The following is a 15,046-nucleotide window of genomic DNA, read 5'->3' on the forward strand; positions in this document are numbered from 1 at the left end:
ATGTACAGATGTACACAGCCGGTGCTAGTGTCCCCCGGCAACGCAGCCGGTCCGCCGAGCACCGGCCGAGAGCGACCCACCCCGGCTCCCGCCGCCCCCACCGGCGGCCCGCGCGACCACGCGCCGCAGTCGAGACCCGTACGGACGAAGGAACAGCAGGGACACCCATGTCGAACACCGAAGGACCGAACACGCTGTTCATCGACGGAACCTGGCAGCCCGCCGCCGCGGGCGGGGTCCGCGAGATCCGCAGCCCCGCCGACGGCACCCTCGTGACCACCGTGTCCGAGGGCGACCGCGACGACACCGAACGCGCCGTGCGGGCCGCCCGCCGCGCCTTCGACGACGGAACCTGGCCGGACACCTCCGCCTGGGAGCGCGGTGACCTGCTGCTGCGGGTCGCCGACATCCTGGTCCGCGACAAGGACGAGTTCGCCCGCGCCGAGTCCGGCGACACCGGCAAGCGGCTGGTGGAGAGCGAATACGACATGGACGACATCGCCGCCTGCTTCCGGTACTTCGGCAAGATCGCCGGCACCGACGGCGGCAGCGTCATCGACACCGGTTCGCCCGACTCGTTCAGCCGCGTGCGCTACGAACCCGTCGGCGTCTGCGGCATGATCACGCCCTGGAACTACCCGTTGCTGCAGGTCGCGTGGAAGGTGGCTCCCGCCATCGCCGCGGGCGACACCTTCGTGCTCAAGCCCAGCGAGCTGACCCCGAGCACCGCGGTCCTGCTGATGCGCGCGCTCACCGAGGCCGGGTTGCCCGCGGGCGTCGGCAACCTGGTGCTGGGCACCGGCGCCGAGGTCGGCTCGGTGCTGTCCGAGCACCCCGACATCGACCTGGTGTCGTTCACCGGCGGCCTGCACACCGGCCGCAAGGTCGCCGCCGCGGCGGCCGCCACGGTGAAGAAGGTCGCCCTCGAACTCGGCGGCAAGAACCCCAACGTGGTGTTCGCCGACGCCGACTTCGACACCGCCGTCGACTACGCCCTGATGGCGGTGTTCCTGCACTCCGGCCAGGTCTGCTCCGCCGGGGCGCGGCTGATCGTGCAGGACGAGATCCACGACCGGTTCGTCGACGAGGTGGTGCGCCGCGCCGAGCGGATCCGCCTCGGCGGGCCGTTCGACGCCGACGCCGAGACCGGGCCGCTGATCTCCGCCGCGCACCTGGAGAAGGTGTCGGCCTACGTCGCGAAGGCCGTCGAGGAGGGCGCCGTGCTGCGCACCGGCGGCCGCCGCCCCGAGGGCGAGCAGTACCGCGACGGGCACTACTACCTGCCGACCGTGCTGGACGAGGTGCGGCAGGGCTCGTACGCCGTCGTCGAGGAGTCCTTCGGACCGGTGCTGACCGTGGAGCGGTTCACCGACGAGGACGACGCGGTGCGCATCGCCAACGACACCCACTACGGCCTGGCGGGCGCGGTGTTCAGCTCCGACGTGAGCAAGGCGCAGCGCGTCGCGCACCGGCTCCGCCACGGCACCGTGTGGATCAACGACTTCCACCCGTACCTGCCCCAGGCCGAATGGGGCGGGTTCAAGCAATCCGGCGTGGGCCGCGAACTCGGCCGCGCCGGGCTGGGCGAGTACCAGGAGGCCAAGCACATCCACCAGAACCTGCGCCCGACCCCGCCGCGGTGGTTCGACGGCCGCTGACCGGGCGGGCCAGGACACGTCACGTCCTACTTGATCTGCGCAGACGACCACCCGCTGTCCTCCCCCGCCGCTGCGGCGGGGGCGGGCGCGGGAAAGGAGTTCGGGCATGAGCGCGCCCTCCGGTGACGCCGAGCTCAGCGAGTTCGGCTACACCAACAAACTGAAGAGATCCCTCGGTTCGTTCCACACGTTCGCCGCGGGAATCAGCTACATCTCGGTGCTGACCGGCACCTTCCAGCTGTCGTACTTCGGCCTGTCCTTCGGCGGCCCCGCCTACTGGTGGTCCTGGCCGATGGTGTTCCTCGGGCAGCTGATGGTGGCGTTGAGCTTCGCGGAGCTGGCTTCGCACTACCCCATCGCCGGTTCGATCTACAACTGGTCGAAGCGGCTCGGCGGCAAGCACGTCGCCTGGCTGGCGGGCTGGATGATGCTGCTGGCCTCCATCGTCTCGATCGCGGCGACCGCGCTGGCCTACCAGCACACGCTGCCGCAGATCTGGGGCGCCTTCCAGGTCGTCGGTGACGGCACCGGCACCAGCCAGGCCGCCAACGGCGTGCTGCTGGCGACCGCGCTGATCGTGTTCACCACGCTGATCAACGCGTTCGGCGTGAAGCTGATGGCCCGGATCAACAGCGCGGGCGTGGCGATCGAGCTGATCGCCGCGGTGGTGCTCATCCTGGTGCTGGCGGTGTTCGCCACCCGCGGGCCGGACGTCGTGCTCGACACCCAGGGCACCGGCGCGGCCTACGGCGGCAGCGGCTACCTGGGCGCGTTCCTGGTCGCGGCGATCGCGTCCTCGTACGTCATGTACGGCTTCGACACCGCCTCCTCGCTCGGCGAGGAGTCCATCGACCCGCACCGCAACGCGCCGAAGGCGATCCTGCGGTCGCTGATCGCGTCGTTCGTGCTCGGCGGGCTGATCATCCTGCTGGCGCTGATGGCCGCCCGCGACCTGACCGCGCCGCAGCTCACCGAGGACGGGCTCCAGTTCGTGCTCACCGACGCGCTCGGGCCGCTGGTGGGCCGGTTGTTCCTGCTGGTGGTGTTCGTGGCGATCACGGTGTGCGTGCTGGCGGTGCACACCGCGGCGATCCGCATCGCGTTCGCGATGGCCAGGGACAACGCGTTGCCCGGCGGGTCCAAGCTGGCGCGGGTCAGCCCCCGGTTCCAGACGCCGGTGGTGCCCGCGGTCGTGATCGGCGTGATCGCGGTGGCGCTGCTGGTGGTCAACATCGGGCAGCCGCAGATCTTCTCCGCGGTGACCAGCCTGGCGATCATCCTGATCTACATCTCGTACCTGCTGGTGACGATCCCGATGCTGGTGGCGCGGCTGCGCGGCCGGTGGTCCTCGGCGAAGCAGGAGGGGCGGTTCTCGCTGGGCCGCTGGGGCCTGCCGGTGAACATCGCGGCCGTGCTGTGGGGCACCGGCATGACGATCAACCTGGCCTGGCCGCGCAACGAGGTCTACAACGCCGAACCGCCGTTCCACTGGTACCTGCAGTGGAGCTCGGTGCTGTTCGTCGGCATCGCCGCCGCCGGCGGCTTCGCCTACTACTGGTTCGTCCAGCGGCACCGCATCGGCGTGCTCGCCGACCACGCGGCGGCCGCCGCCGACGAAGACCCCGACCCGAAACCGGCCTTGTCCTGAGCGGAAACGGAGCTGTGAGCATGACCGAGGAATTCGACTACGTGGTCGTCGGAGGCGGCAGCGCCGGAGCAGCGGTCGCCGCGCGCCTGTCCGAGGACCCGGACACCACGGTGTGCCTGTTGGAAGCCGGGCCGTCCGACGTGGGCGACAAGGCGATCCTGGAACTGGACCGCTGGATGGCGCTGCTGGAATCCGGCTACGACTGGGACTACCTGGTGGAGCCGCAGGAGCAGGGCAACTCCTACATGCGCCACGCCCGCGCCCGGGTGCTCGGCGGCTGCTCCTCGCACAACTCGTGCATCGCGTTCTGGGCACCGGCCGAGGACCTCGACGAGTGGGAGTCGCTGGGCGCCACCGGCTGGGGCGCGAAGGACGTCTTCCCGCTGTACAAGCGGCTGGAGACCAACGACGGGCCCGGGGACCACCACGGCCGGAGCGGCCCGGTGACGATCCGCAGCGTGCCGCCGAAGGACCCGTCGGGCGCGGCGCTGCTGCAGGCCTGCGAGCAGGCGGGCATCCCGATCACCGAGTTCAACTCGGGCAAGACGGTCACCCACGGCGCGAACTGGTTCCAGATCAACGCCCGCGAGGACGGCACCCGCTCCTCGTCCTCGGTGTCCTACCTGCACCCGATCATCGGCGAGCGCCCGAACCTGGAGGTGCGCACCGAGGTGCGCGCCAAGAAGGTCGTGTTCGACGGCAAGCGCGCCACCGGCGTCGCCTACCTCGACCCGGACCTGATCCACACCCGCACGGTGCGGGCGCGGCGCGAGGTGGTGCTGTCCACCGGTGCGATCGACACCCCGAAGCTGCTGATGCTCTCCGGCATCGGCCCGGCCGAGCACCTGCGCGAGGTCGGGGTGGACGTGCTGGTCGACTCCCCCGGCGTCGGCTCCAACCTCCAGGACCACCCGGAGGGCGTCATCGGCTGGGACGCGAAGCAGCCGATGCCGACGGAATCGACGCAGTGGTGGGAGATCGGCATCTTCACCACCACCGAACCGGGCCTGGACCGGCCGGACCTGATGTTCCACTACGGCTCGGTGCCGTTCGACATGCACACCGCGCGGCAGGGCTACCCGACGACGGAGAACGGCTTCTGCCTGACGCCGAACGTCACCCGCAGCCGGTCCATCGGCACGGTGCGGCTGCGCACCCGGGACTTCCGGGACAAGCCGCGCGTCGACCCGCGGTACTTCACCGACGAGCACGACATCCGGGTGATGACCGAGGGCATCAAGCTCGCCCGCAAGATCGTCTCGCAGCAGGCGATGGCGGGCTGGGCCGGTGCCGAGCTGCACCCCGGGCCGGAGGTGCGCACCGACGACGAGATCGCCGACTACATCCGCAAGACGCACAACACCGTCTACCACCCGGCGGCCTCGGTGCCGATGGGCGCCGACGACGACCCGAGCAAGCCGCTGGACGCGCGGCTGCGGGTCAAGGGCGTCGAGGGCCTGCGGGTCGCGGACGCCTCGGCGATGCCGTTCCTGGTGGCGGTGAACCCGAACATCACCACGATGGCCATCGGGGAGAAGTGCTCGGACATGCTCAAGGAGGACAACGCGTAACCGCGCCTCCCGCATGCGAACGGTCCCTCCGGTCCCCCGTCCCGGAGGGACCGTTCGCGCTTCACCCCGCGGCCAGGTCCGCCGCGAAGAAGCGGCCCCGGCACCCAACCACGACGGACCGCCACACCCGACCGACCTCTACGAGCGGTAGGTTGTTGATCACCCGACGGCCCGCGGCCGAACCTGCCCGGCAGAACCGCCGGTGTCTTCCTGTCAGCGGCGAAGCCGCTGAGCGGAGACCACCAGAGCAGCCGGACCACCCGCGGGTTCTCAGCTGCTTCCTCGCGAGGACAGCGTTTTCTCATGTGGCGGAGCCACCTGTGAAAACGATCCCGCAGCGAGGAAGCAGCTGAGGTTCCGCCACCCGCCCCACCCCGCAAACCGAGTGCTCAAGGAGAAAACGTGCGAGTGCACCACCTCAACTGCGGCACTCTGAACCTGCCCGGAGCGCCGCTGGTGTGCCACGTGCTGCTGGTGGAGACCGAGGCCGGGCTGGTGCTGGTGGACACCGGGTTCGGGCTCGCCGACATCGCCGATCCGGCCCGGCGGCTGGGCGCGTTCCGGCACGTGGTGCGGCCCGCGCTGCACGCCGAGGAGACCGCCGCGCACCAGGTGGAACGGCTCGGCTTCCGCCGCGAGGACGTGCGGCACGTGGTGCTCACCCACTTCGACATGGACCACGCGGGCGGGCTCACCGACTTCCCGCACGCCCGGGTGCACCTGACCGCGGCGGAGGCGGCGGGCGCGCTGCACTCGCCGTCCCGCAAGGAGCGGCTGCGGTTCCGGGCCGTGCAGTGGGCGCCCCCCCCGCGGCTGGTGGAGCACGGCACCGGCGGCGAATCCTGGCGCGGATTCCCAGCCGCGCAGGAGCTCACCGGCATCGCGCCCGGCCTCGTGCTGATCGCGCTGCCCGGCCACACCCGCGGGCACGCGGCGGTCGCGGTGCAGGCCGGCGATCGGTGGGTGCTGCACGCCGGGGACGCGTTCTACCACCGCGGCACCCTGGACGGGAGCGCGCCGGTGCCGATCGCGCTGCGGCTGCTGGAGACCTCGGTGGCGCACGACCTCCGGCAGGTGCGGGCGAACCACGCCCGCCTCGCCGAACTGCACGCGGGCGCCGAACCCGACGTGGACCTGATCTGCGCTCACGACCCGGAGATCTTCGCGCGGCTGCGGTCCTGACCGGTCCGGCGGCCGGGAACCCGTGCTGCGCGGCCGGGGCCCGCGCCCGCTCGCCCGCGGCGCCGCTAGGACACGGTCTGGGTGCCGAGTACCGCCAGCAGTGCGAGCCGGTCGGCGTCCTCCGTGCCGGGATCAGCCGTGTAGACCATGATGCGCAGGTCGGCGCCCGCGACGCCGAGCACGTCGCAGTCCAGCGTGATCGGACCGACGCGCGGGTGGTCGACCGTCTTGCGGGAGGCGTCGTGCTCGGCCACCGCGCCGGAATCCCAGAGCTCGGCGAACCGGTCGCTGCGCCGGTGCAGCTGCGCGATCAGGTCGCGCAACCGCGGGTCCGCCGGGTATCTGCCCGCCGTGGTGCGCAGGTCGGCGACCAGCGCGGCCTCGAACTCGCGGCGAGCCCGCGGGGTGTGGCGGACCCGGCCGCCCGGGCCCACCAGGTTGCGCCACACCGCGTTGCGCTCGTGGCCGCGCCATCCCGACGGATCCCCCATCAACGCCGCGTACAGGGGATTCGCCAGCAGCATCGTCCACGCGGCGTCGAACACCGCGACCGGAGTCCCCGCCAGCCTGTCCAGCATCCGCTGCACGCCGGGCGGGATCCGGGCGGGGACCACGTCGCGCCCCGGCGGTACGAGCCCGGCGACCTGGAACAGGTGCTCGCGCTCCGGCCCGGACAGCCGCAACGCCCGGCCCAGCGCCTCCACGACCTGCTCCGACGGGTTCCGCGCCCGGCCCTGTTCGAAGCGGGTCACGTAGTCCACCGAGATCCCGGCCAGCAGCGCCAGCTCTTCGCGGCGCAGTCCCGCGGCTCGCCGCGGGCCACCGGCGGGCAGCCCCGCCGATTCCGGGGACACCCGATCGCGCCAGCGCCGCACCGCCCGCCCGAACTCCTCCGTCGCCATGCCTCCACTGTGCGCCGATCCGCGCCGGGCCACCTGGCACTGGTGGTCCCAGGAAGACCGGACCACTGGCAGGACCCGGCGCCCGGGCCGAACGTGGAGGCATGACGACGACACTCATCACCGGGGCCAACAAGGGCCTCGGCCACGAAACCGCACGCCGGCTCGTCGAGGCGGGCCACACCGTGTACGCCGCCGCTCGTGATCCGGAACGCGGGCGGCGGGCCGCGGAGCGGATCGGAGCACGGCCCCTCGTGCTCGACATCACCGACGACGCGTCCGTCGCCGCCGCCGCCGAGACCATCGGAGCCGACGGCGGGCTCGACGTGCTCGTCAACAACGCCGGCATCGAGGACGGTCCGACGCCCACCGCCGAGGTCACGGCCGACCTGATGCGGCCGCTGTTCGAGACGAACGTGTTCGGCACCCTGCGCGTCAGCCACGCGTTCCTGCCGCTGCTGCACGCGTCCGCGAATCCGGTCGTGGTGAACGTGAGCAGCGGGCTCGCCTCGACGACCCTCGTCAGCACCCCGGGGACGCCGACGCACGGGTACCCGGGCCTCGCCTACCCGGCGTCGAAGTCCGCGGTCAACATGATCACCGTGCAGTACGCCAAGGCGTTCCCGCACATGCGGATCAACAGCGTCGAACCGGGCTTCACCGCGACCGACCTGAACGACCACCGCGGCACGCAGACCGTCGAGGAGGGCGCCGAGATCATCGTGCGGATGGCGCAGCTCGATCAGCACGGTCCCACCGGCGGCTACTTCGACGTGCACGGCTCGCTCCCCTGGTGACGGGCGAAACGCGAGCAGCCGTCGCGGGATCCCGGGTCCGGGCGAGCTCGGCCGGGATGCCGCGCGGCTGTTCGCGCGGCCCGGAGCGCCGTTCGCCGCCCACTGCGGCATCTCGGGTCCGGCGGCCGGAAAGCGAGTAGCGCCCGAAGCGAACAATTGCTCATAATCAAGCTGTGACCTGCACGTACGTAGGCCACCAGCGTCGCGAAGGCGCGCTGCGAACCGCACTCGGCAAGGTGGTCCATCCGTGCAGCACCCGATCCTCGACCGCGTGGAGCGGGTCGCCGACGACGTCGTCTCCCTCGTGCTGCGCGGCGCGGACGGCCCGCTCGCCCCCTGGACCCCGGGCGCGCACGTGGACCTGGCGCTGCCGAACCTGCTGACCCGGCAGTACTCGCTGTGCGGCGACCCGGCCGACCGCGGCCGCTACCGCATCGCGGTGCGCCACGACCCGCTCAGCCGCGGCGGCTCGGAGTACGTCCACCTGTTCCTGCGCGAAGGGCGCACCGTGGCGGTCTCCCCGCCGCGCAACAACTTCCCGCTGCTGCCCGCCCCCGAGTACCTGTTCCTGGCAGGCGGCATAGGCATCACCCCGATCGCGCCGATGCTGCGCGCCGCGCTCGCGGCCGGGGCCACCGCGCGGCTGGTGTACGCGGGCCGCAGCACCGCGAGCATGCCGTTCGCCACCGAGCTCGCCGCCGCGCACGGCGACCGGGTCCGGATCGTCGCCACCGCGGCCGACGGGCGGCCCGACCTCGCCGCGCTGGCCGCCGACCTCGGTCCGGACGCGCTGGTGTACTGCTGCGGCCCCGACGCGATGCTCACCGCGGCCGAAGCCGCGTTCCCCGCCGACCGGCTGCACGTCGAACGCTTCCGCCCCGCCACCAGGACCTTCGCCCCGAACGCGGAGTTCCAGGTGCACTGCGCCCGCTCCGGGGACAGCGTCCGGGTCGCCGCCGACGAGTCGATGCTCGACGCGTTGCACCACGCCGGGCACCCGGTGCCGAGCGGCTGCCGCGAAGGGGTCTGCGGCAGCTGCGAACTCGTCGTCCTCACCGGCGAGCCCGAACACCGCGACGACATCGGCGCCGCACCCGGCACGATGTACCCCTGCGTGTCCCGAGCGTCGTCCCACCACCTCTCCGTGGATCTCTGAACAGAAGGGACGAACTCGTGCTGCCCAAGATCCGCACGCCCGAACACCGCACGATGATCACGGTGGAGGTGCTGGCGAACACCGCCACCTCGCCGAACTTCGCCACCCTCACCCTCGGCGGCCCCGAGCTCGAACACCTCGACCACGGCGGCCACGACCAGGCGGTCCGGCTGTTCTTCCCGCGCGAAGGCCAGGACCGGCTGCGGATGCCCACCAGCTCCGGGAACGCGTGGATGGCCGAGCTGCTCCTGCTGCCGAAGACCCGCCGCCCGTGGGTGCGCAACTACACGATCCGCCGCAGGCGCCCCGAACGCGGCGAGGTCGACGTCGAGTTCGCGCTGCACGACGACGCCCCCGCCGCCGACTGGGCTCGCCGCGCGCGGCCCGGCGACCCGGCCGGGATCTTCGACATCGGCGTCAGCTACCTGCCGCCGGACGACGCGCGGCACCAGCTGCTCGTCGGCGACGAGAGCGCGGTCCCCGCGATCCTCGCGATCCTCGAACACGCCCCCGACGACCTGCGCGCCGACGTGGTGCTGGAAGTTCCCGAGACCGCCGACATCCGCTCCGACGTCACCGCGCCCCCGGGCGCGCGGGTGCGCTGGGTGGCCCGGGACGGCTCCGGGGACGTGCCCGGGGTGCTGGCGCTCGCCGCGGCGAAGGAGTGGTCGCCGGGGCCGGGCCGCGGCTACGCGTGGGTGGCGGGCGAGTCGAAGCTCGCCACCGGCCTGCGCAGGCACCTGGTCCAGGAGCACGGGATGCCGAAGCAGGACATCGCGTTCTTCGGCTACTGGCGCCACGGCCGCTCCAGCCCGGGCTGAGGTGCCCGGCCGCGGCAGGCCCCGGGTCGCCGGGTCCGCGCCGGGCGCCGAGGGCCGCCGGGGCACCGGGTAGCCGGGGTCCGTCGGGCACCGGGTCGCCGGTCCGTCACCAGATCGCCGGGTCGCCGGGTCGCCGGACCCGTTGAATCGCCGGACCCGCCGGGCACGCCGGATCATCGGGTCCGCCGAATCGTTGGGTCCGCCGGATCGCCGGGCACGCCGAGGGCGCCGAGGGCCGACCGGCACGTGCTGGCACGATCCCGCCATGATCGATCCGGTCGACGGCAAGGTCCTCCGCGCGCTGCAGTGCTCACCGCGCGCCTCGTTCCGGCGGATCGCCGACGTGGCCGGGGTTTCCGAGCAGACCGCCGCCCGGTGCTACCGGGCGCTGCGCCGCGACGGCGTGGTGCGCGTCGTCGGCCTGGTCCGCCCTGGCGGGCCGGGCGACGCGCGCTGGCTCGCCCGCATCCGCTGCCGGCCGGACCGGGTGGAGCCGCTGGCGGGATCGCTGGCCCGCCGTTCCGACGTCGCCTACCTCGCGCTGGCGTCCGGCGGCTCCGAGATCGTGTGCATCGTCCGCTCCCCCGTCGGCGCCTGGCACGACGACCTGCTCCTGCAACGACTGCCCAGGGCTTCGTCCGTGCTGGACCTGAGCATCGACCTGCTGCTCCACCCGTTCGGCGAGCCCGGCACTGCCGAGTGGACCGGGTTCGCCCCGGATTTCGCACCGGACGGGCTCCGCCGCCTCGCCGCCGGTGCCTCGGGCGAACCGAGCCCGGACGGTTCGACCTCGGGCGAACCCAGCCCTGACGAGCCGAGCCCAGGCGGTTCGAGCTCGGCCGGTTCGAGCCCCGGCAGGTCGAGACCGGCCGGTTCGAGCCCGGGCGGCCCGTCCGATGCGGACGCGCCGCTGCTGGCGGCGCTCGCCGAGGACGGCCGGGCCACGCGCGCCGAGCTCGCCGCGACCACCGGCTGGCCGCCGAACCGGGTGGCCCGCCGGATGGACGTGCTGCGGTCGTGCGGGGCGCTGGCCTACGGCGTCGACCTGCTCCCCGACAAGCTCGGCTTCCACCTCCACGCCACGCTGCTGCTGCGCGTCGCGCCCGCGGACCTGGAACGGGCGGGGACGGCGCTCGCCGGTCACGCCGAGACGGCGTACGCCGGTGCCATCAGCGGGGCGCACAACCTCGTCGCGATCGTGGTGTGCCGGGACGCCGAGCACCTCTACCGCTACCTGACCTCGCAGGTCGCGGCCATTCCCGGGATCCTCGGCCACCAGGTGAGCATCCGGGGCAGGCGCGTCAAGCAGGCGGGATCCCTGATCACGCACGGCCGGTTGGTGCCGATGTGACCCGGTGGCGGATTCCCTCCGCGCGGGCCGCTCGCGCAGCGGAACACCACCGCCCCCGGCCACCGCGGTGGAGGTTCCGGCCCGATCGGCACCGCGTCGTGGCGATCACGCGGGTCCCCGGCCGATCCTCGGTGGGTGACGACACCCAGCCTGCAAGACGGCATCAACGAGGCGGGTTCACCCGTCGACCTGCTGTGGCGCCCGGACGACGCACCGTGGACACCGCCGGTCGTCGAACCCGAGCACGCGGGCTGGCGGCAGGAGCAGCACGCCTGGCATTCCGCCGTCGCGCTGTCCGACCTCTCCCACCACATGTCCGACACTGTGGTCGAAGGACCGGACGCCACGCGCCTGCTGTCCGAGGTGAGCGCGAACGACTACCGCGACTTCGCGGTCGGGCGGGCCAAGCAGTTCGTCCCGGTGGCGCCGGACGGCAACATCATCACCGACGGCATCCTGCTGCGCGAAGCCGAGCAGCGCTACCTGCTCAGCGGGGTGCCCGCCGCGCAGAACTGGGTCGGGTACCACGGTGCGCGCGGCGGGTACGACGTGGAGTTCAGCACCGACCCCGATTCCCGGCATCGGGGCGGCGGCCCGCCGCGGCTGTTCCGGTACCAGGTCCAGGGGCCGCTGGCGGGCGAACTGGTGGCAGCGGTGTTCGGCGGCCCGCTGCCGCCGATCAGGTTCTTCCACACCGCCCCGGTGGAGCTGCGCGGGCGGCGGTTCCGCGCCCTGCGGCACGGGATGGCCGGGCAGCCCGGCTTCGAGTTCTTCGGCGAGTGGCGGCACGGCGCGGCCGTGGAAGAGGCGCTGCTGCGCGCCGGTGAGCGGTTCGGCCTGGTCCGCGTCGGCGGGCTCGCGTACCCGACGGCCAGCATGGACAGCGGGTGGATCCCGAGCCCGACCCCGGCGATCTACACCGCTCCGGAGCTGTCCGGGTACCGCGAGCACCTGCCGCTGCGCAGCTACGAGGGAGTCCGGCCGCTGACCGGCAGCTTCTTCTCCCCCGACATCGAAGACCACTACTGCACGCCCTACGAGCTCGGCTACGGCCGGTCGATCTCGTTCGACCACGAGTTCATCGGCCGCGACGCGCTGCGGGCGGCGAAGGACGACGTCCGCCGCACCAAGGTCACGCTGGAGTTCGATCCGGCCGACGTGCGGGCGGTGCTCGGCGACGGCTTCGTGCACGGCTACGCCCGCAACCGGGTCGAGGTGGACGGCGCGCTGGTGGGCGTCACCCACCAGACCGATTCCTTCGACCCGGCCGGAACGGTCCTGTCGCTCGCGCTGGTCGACCGGGAGCACGCCCGGCCGGGCACCGGAGTGCACGTCGCCTGGGGCGAGCACCCCGGTCCCGGTACCGATCCCGACGCCGACCTCGGCTTCCCGCGCATCCGCGCGACGGTCCACCCGGCGCCCTACGGCGAGCACGCCCGCACCCGCTACCGGCTGAACCCCTGAACCGCGCGGCCGCTCCGGGACGACCGCCGCGCTCCACCTCGTCGGCGGGCTCGCCGGACGGCGGCGCGCCGGGAGCGCCGATTACGCTGCCGCGCATGGACTTCCGCGACGAGGCGCTGGACCAGCTGGACCTCTACTGGGAGCAGTGGCGGCCGCGGCTGGACGGCCTCACCGACGAGGAGTACTTCCGCGAACCGGTCCCGGGCTGCTGGTCGGTGCGCGAGACCGGGCGCGGCTGGGAGTTCGACTTCTCCTTCCCCGCTCCCGATCCGCCGCCGTTCACGACGATCGCGTGGCGGTTGTGCCACGTCGCCGACCACGTGTTCGCGATGCGGGTGTCGAACCACTTCGGCGACGGCTCGTACCGGATCGACCACCACGACTACCCGGCTTCCGCGGCGGCGGCGCTCGCCCACCTGGACCGGCAGCACGTGCTGTGGCGGGACGGGATCGGCTCGATGCCCGCCGAGCGCTGGACGCAACCGGTGGGGCCCGCGGAAGGCCCGCACGCCGACCGGACCTACCTGACGCTGGTGCTGCACCTGAACCGGGAGCTGTTCCACCACGGCGGCGAGATCGCCCTGCTGCGCGACCTCTACCGGTCCGCCGCGTGATCTCCCGCGCACGGCGGTACTGCCCGATGGCGCTCCGTGATCGAATGGGCTGCGCACAGCAACATCGGAGCCGGAGCGAGCATGTCGACAGGACAACAGAAGAAGCAGCGGACGCCGGTGTGGATCACCGTGGTGTCCGCACTGATCATCGGACTGGGCTGGTTGGTGTTCGAGTCCGGTGCGCTGGACAAGGTGCTCGCCACCGACTCCGGGGCGCCGTCCACCGCATCGGCGGGTGCGGCGTCCGAGCAGCTCGCGGACCTCCAGGTGAAGCCGGCCGGTTCGATGGACGGCTACTCGCGCAAGAGCTTCGAGCACTGGATCCCAGCGCCCGAAGCGGGGAAGAACTGCAACACCCGCGAAGCGGTGCTGGTCCGCGACGGCACGGACGTGCAGGTGGACAACTCCTGCGAGGCGACGTCCGGCAGCTGGGTCAGCACCTACAGCGGGGAGACCGTGGCCGACGACTCCGACGTGGACATCGACCACATGGTTCCGCTGGCCAACGCCTGGCGCAGCGGGGCGAACGAGTGGACCGCCGAGCGCCGCGAGCAGTTCGCCAACGACATGGACCTGCCGCAGCTCGTCGCCGCAGACAAGAGCTCCAACCGGTCGAAGGGCGACAAGGACCCGTCGAAGTGGAAGCCGGTGGAGGCCGCGTGGTGCGAGTACGCCACCGACTGGGTCACCGTGAAGCACGGATACGGGCTGTCGGTCACCGCGGAGGAGAAGTCGGCGCTGGAACAGATGCTGGCGACCTGCGGCTGATCCGCCTGCCGCGGAGAGGAGCGCGAAGATGCGCCTGGGCCTGGGACTACCGCAGTTCGGCGCGTTCGCCCACCCCGACCACGTGCGCACCGTCGCCGCGGAGGCGGAGGCGATGGGCTACGAGAGCCTGTGGGCCGGGGAACGGGTGCACGCCCCGCACCGGCTGCTCACGCCCTACCCCGGCGGGGACGGCACGTTGCCGCCGCAGATGCGGGCCGCGCTCGACCCGCTGCTGACGTTGAGCATCGCGGCGCAGGTGACGAGGTCGCCGCTGCTGGGCACCAGCACGCTCAGCGCGCCGCTGCACCCGCCGATCGCGCTGGCCCGCGCCCTCACCGGCCTGGACCTGCTCAGCTCGGGACGGCTCATCGCCGGTCTCGGGCTGAGCTGGTCCAAGGACGAGTACCTGGCGGCCGGGGTGCCGTGGGCGGAGCGCGGCGCCCGGCTGGACGAGACCCTCGACGTGCTCGCCGCGCTGTGGGGACCCGATCCGGTGCGGCACCGCGGCCGGTTCTGGACGATCAGCCCCGGCGAGTTCCAGCCGAAACCGACGCGGAAGGTGCCGGTGTACCTCGGCGGCGGTTCGGAGGCGGCGCTGCGGCGCATCGCCCGCCGCGCGGACGGGTGGCTGGCGATCGCCCTGCCGCTGGACGCGCTGCGCCGCCAGCTCGCCGCGCTGCGGGAGCACCCGCGGGAGGCCGGGCTGGACCCGGTGCGCACGGTGCTGCGGGTCAACGCCGAGTTCGGACCGCCGGGGGACCGCCCCGCGCGGGGTTCGGTGGAGCACATCGCCGAGCACCTGCACGCGGTCGCCGAGCTGGGCGTGGAGGACGCCTTCGTCGACCTGCAGTTCACCACCTGCGACACCCTCCCCGAACTCCTCGACCACGCGGCCCGCCTCCGCACCGCCTTCCCCACCTGACCAGCCCGGCGCCCCGCCTGTCAGCGGCGAAGCCGCTGAGCAGCGACCACGCACGCAGCAGGACCACCCGCGGGTTCTCAGCTGTCTTCTCGCGAGGACAGCTTTTTGGGGGGGGGGGGGGGGGGCACCGGCGAAAAAAAAAACACCAGACAGGAGCAGATGGGTCGGCTCCCCCACCCCAACCCCAGGCCACCC

At 72.8% G+C, this 15,046-nt stretch carries 13 protein-coding genes; 12 read left to right on the plus strand and 1 reads right to left on the minus strand.

Annotated features, from left to right (window positions below):
* Positions 1-167 precede the first annotated feature (167 nt).
* From LCD31_RS06030 to LCD31_RS06045, 4 genes are all read left to right on the plus strand, one after another.
* Entirely contained in the window at positions 168-1,658 is a 1,491-nt protein-coding gene (locus LCD31_RS06030) for an aldehyde dehydrogenase family protein (protein WP_224956513.1), read from the plus strand.
* 106 nt (positions 1,659-1,764) lie between these two features.
* On the plus strand, positions 1,765-3,306 hold the full coding sequence (locus LCD31_RS06035) for an APC family permease (protein WP_224956515.1): 1,542 nt from the start codon (positions 1,765-1,767) through the stop codon (positions 3,304-3,306).
* 20 nt (positions 3,307-3,326) lie between these two features.
* Entirely contained in the window at positions 3,327-4,877 is a 1,551-nt protein-coding gene (locus tag LCD31_RS06040) for a GMC family oxidoreductase (protein WP_224956517.1), read from the plus strand.
* Between the two features lie 402 nt (positions 4,878-5,279).
* A complete protein-coding gene (locus LCD31_RS06045; protein WP_224956518.1) occupies positions 5,280-6,059 on the plus strand; it encodes an MBL fold metallo-hydrolase in 780 nt (259 codons plus the stop codon).
* Positions 6,060-6,124: 65 nt separating this feature from the next.
* Here LCD31_RS06045 and LCD31_RS06050 read toward each other — a convergent pair whose 3' ends face one another.
* A complete protein-coding gene (locus LCD31_RS06050) occupies positions 6,125-6,961 on the minus strand; it encodes a helix-turn-helix transcriptional regulator (RefSeq protein ID WP_224956519.1) in 837 nt (278 codons plus the stop codon).
* 101 nt (positions 6,962-7,062) lie between these two features.
* Between LCD31_RS06050 and LCD31_RS06055 the strand changes: the two genes are divergently transcribed.
* The 8 genes from LCD31_RS06055 to LCD31_RS06090 all read left to right on the plus strand — a co-directional run bounded on the left by LCD31_RS06055 (position 7,063) and on the right by LCD31_RS06090 (position 14,851).
* Positions 7,063-7,755, plus strand: coding sequence for an SDR family NAD(P)-dependent oxidoreductase (locus tag LCD31_RS06055; RefSeq protein WP_224956520.1), 693 nt, complete (start codon positions 7,063-7,065; stop codon positions 7,753-7,755).
* A 247-nt stretch (positions 7,756-8,002) separates the two neighbouring features.
* Positions 8,003-8,911, plus strand: a complete 909-nt coding sequence (locus LCD31_RS06060) for a PDR/VanB family oxidoreductase (RefSeq protein ID WP_224956521.1) — start codon at positions 8,003-8,005, stop codon at positions 8,909-8,911.
* Between the two features lie 17 nt (positions 8,912-8,928).
* Complete coding sequence (locus tag LCD31_RS06065; protein ID WP_224956522.1) at positions 8,929-9,732, plus strand: siderophore-interacting protein; 804 nt, start codon at positions 8,929-8,931, stop codon at positions 9,730-9,732.
* Positions 9,733-9,997: 265 nt separating this feature from the next.
* Entirely contained in the window at positions 9,998-11,083 is a 1,086-nt protein-coding gene (locus LCD31_RS06070) for a winged helix-turn-helix transcriptional regulator (RefSeq protein WP_224956523.1), read from the plus strand.
* 135 nt (positions 11,084-11,218) lie between these two features.
* Entirely contained in the window at positions 11,219-12,547 is a 1,329-nt protein-coding gene (locus tag LCD31_RS06075; RefSeq protein ID WP_224956524.1) for an aminomethyl transferase family protein, read from the plus strand.
* A 95-nt stretch (positions 12,548-12,642) separates the two neighbouring features.
* Complete coding sequence (locus LCD31_RS06080; protein ID WP_224956525.1) at positions 12,643-13,161, plus strand: DinB family protein; 519 nt, start codon at positions 12,643-12,645, stop codon at positions 13,159-13,161.
* A gap of 81 nt (positions 13,162-13,242) precedes the next feature.
* The gene (locus tag LCD31_RS06085) at positions 13,243-13,929 is read left to right on the plus strand and encodes an HNH endonuclease family protein (RefSeq protein WP_224956526.1); all 687 of its coding nucleotides are present in this window, start codon (positions 13,243-13,245) and stop codon (positions 13,927-13,929) included.
* Positions 13,930-13,957: 28 nt separating this feature from the next.
* Entirely contained in the window at positions 13,958-14,851 is an 894-nt protein-coding gene (locus tag LCD31_RS06090; RefSeq protein WP_224956527.1) for a TIGR03619 family F420-dependent LLM class oxidoreductase, read from the plus strand.
* Positions 14,852-15,046 lie beyond the last annotated feature (195 nt).

It is taken from the genome of Saccharopolyspora sp. 6M (assembly GCF_020176775.1).
GTDB lineage: Bacteria > Actinomycetota > Actinomycetes > Mycobacteriales > Pseudonocardiaceae > Saccharopolyspora_C > Saccharopolyspora_C gregorii.

What these genes read in the sequence shown, in the direction of transcription:
- LCD31_RS06030 (WP_224956513.1), top strand. Translation starts at nt 168, where the DNA reads ATGTCGAACACCGAAGGACCGAACACGCTGTTCATCGACGGAACCTGG.
- LCD31_RS06035 (WP_224956515.1), top strand. Translation starts at nt 1,765, where the DNA reads ATGAGCGCGCCCTCCGGTGACGCCGAGCTCAGCGAGTTCGGCTACACC.
- LCD31_RS06040 (WP_224956517.1), top strand. Translation starts at nt 3,327, where the DNA reads ATGACCGAGGAATTCGACTACGTGGTCGTCGGAGGCGGCAGCGCCGGA.
- LCD31_RS06050 (WP_224956519.1), bottom strand. Translation starts at nt 6,961, where the DNA reads ATGGCGACGGAGGAGTTCGGGCGGGCGGTGCGGCGCTGGCGCGATCGG.
- LCD31_RS06055 (WP_224956520.1), top strand. Translation starts at nt 7,063, where the DNA reads ATGACGACGACACTCATCACCGGGGCCAACAAGGGCCTCGGCCACGAA.
- LCD31_RS06070 (WP_224956523.1), top strand. Translation starts at nt 9,998, where the DNA reads ATGATCGATCCGGTCGACGGCAAGGTCCTCCGCGCGCTGCAGTGCTCA.
- LCD31_RS06080 (WP_224956525.1), top strand. Translation starts at nt 12,643, where the DNA reads ATGGACTTCCGCGACGAGGCGCTGGACCAGCTGGACCTCTACTGGGAG.
- LCD31_RS06085 (WP_224956526.1), top strand. Translation starts at nt 13,243, where the DNA reads ATGTCGACAGGACAACAGAAGAAGCAGCGGACGCCGGTGTGGATCACC.
- LCD31_RS06090 (WP_224956527.1), top strand. Translation starts at nt 13,958, where the DNA reads ATGCGCCTGGGCCTGGGACTACCGCAGTTCGGCGCGTTCGCCCACCCC.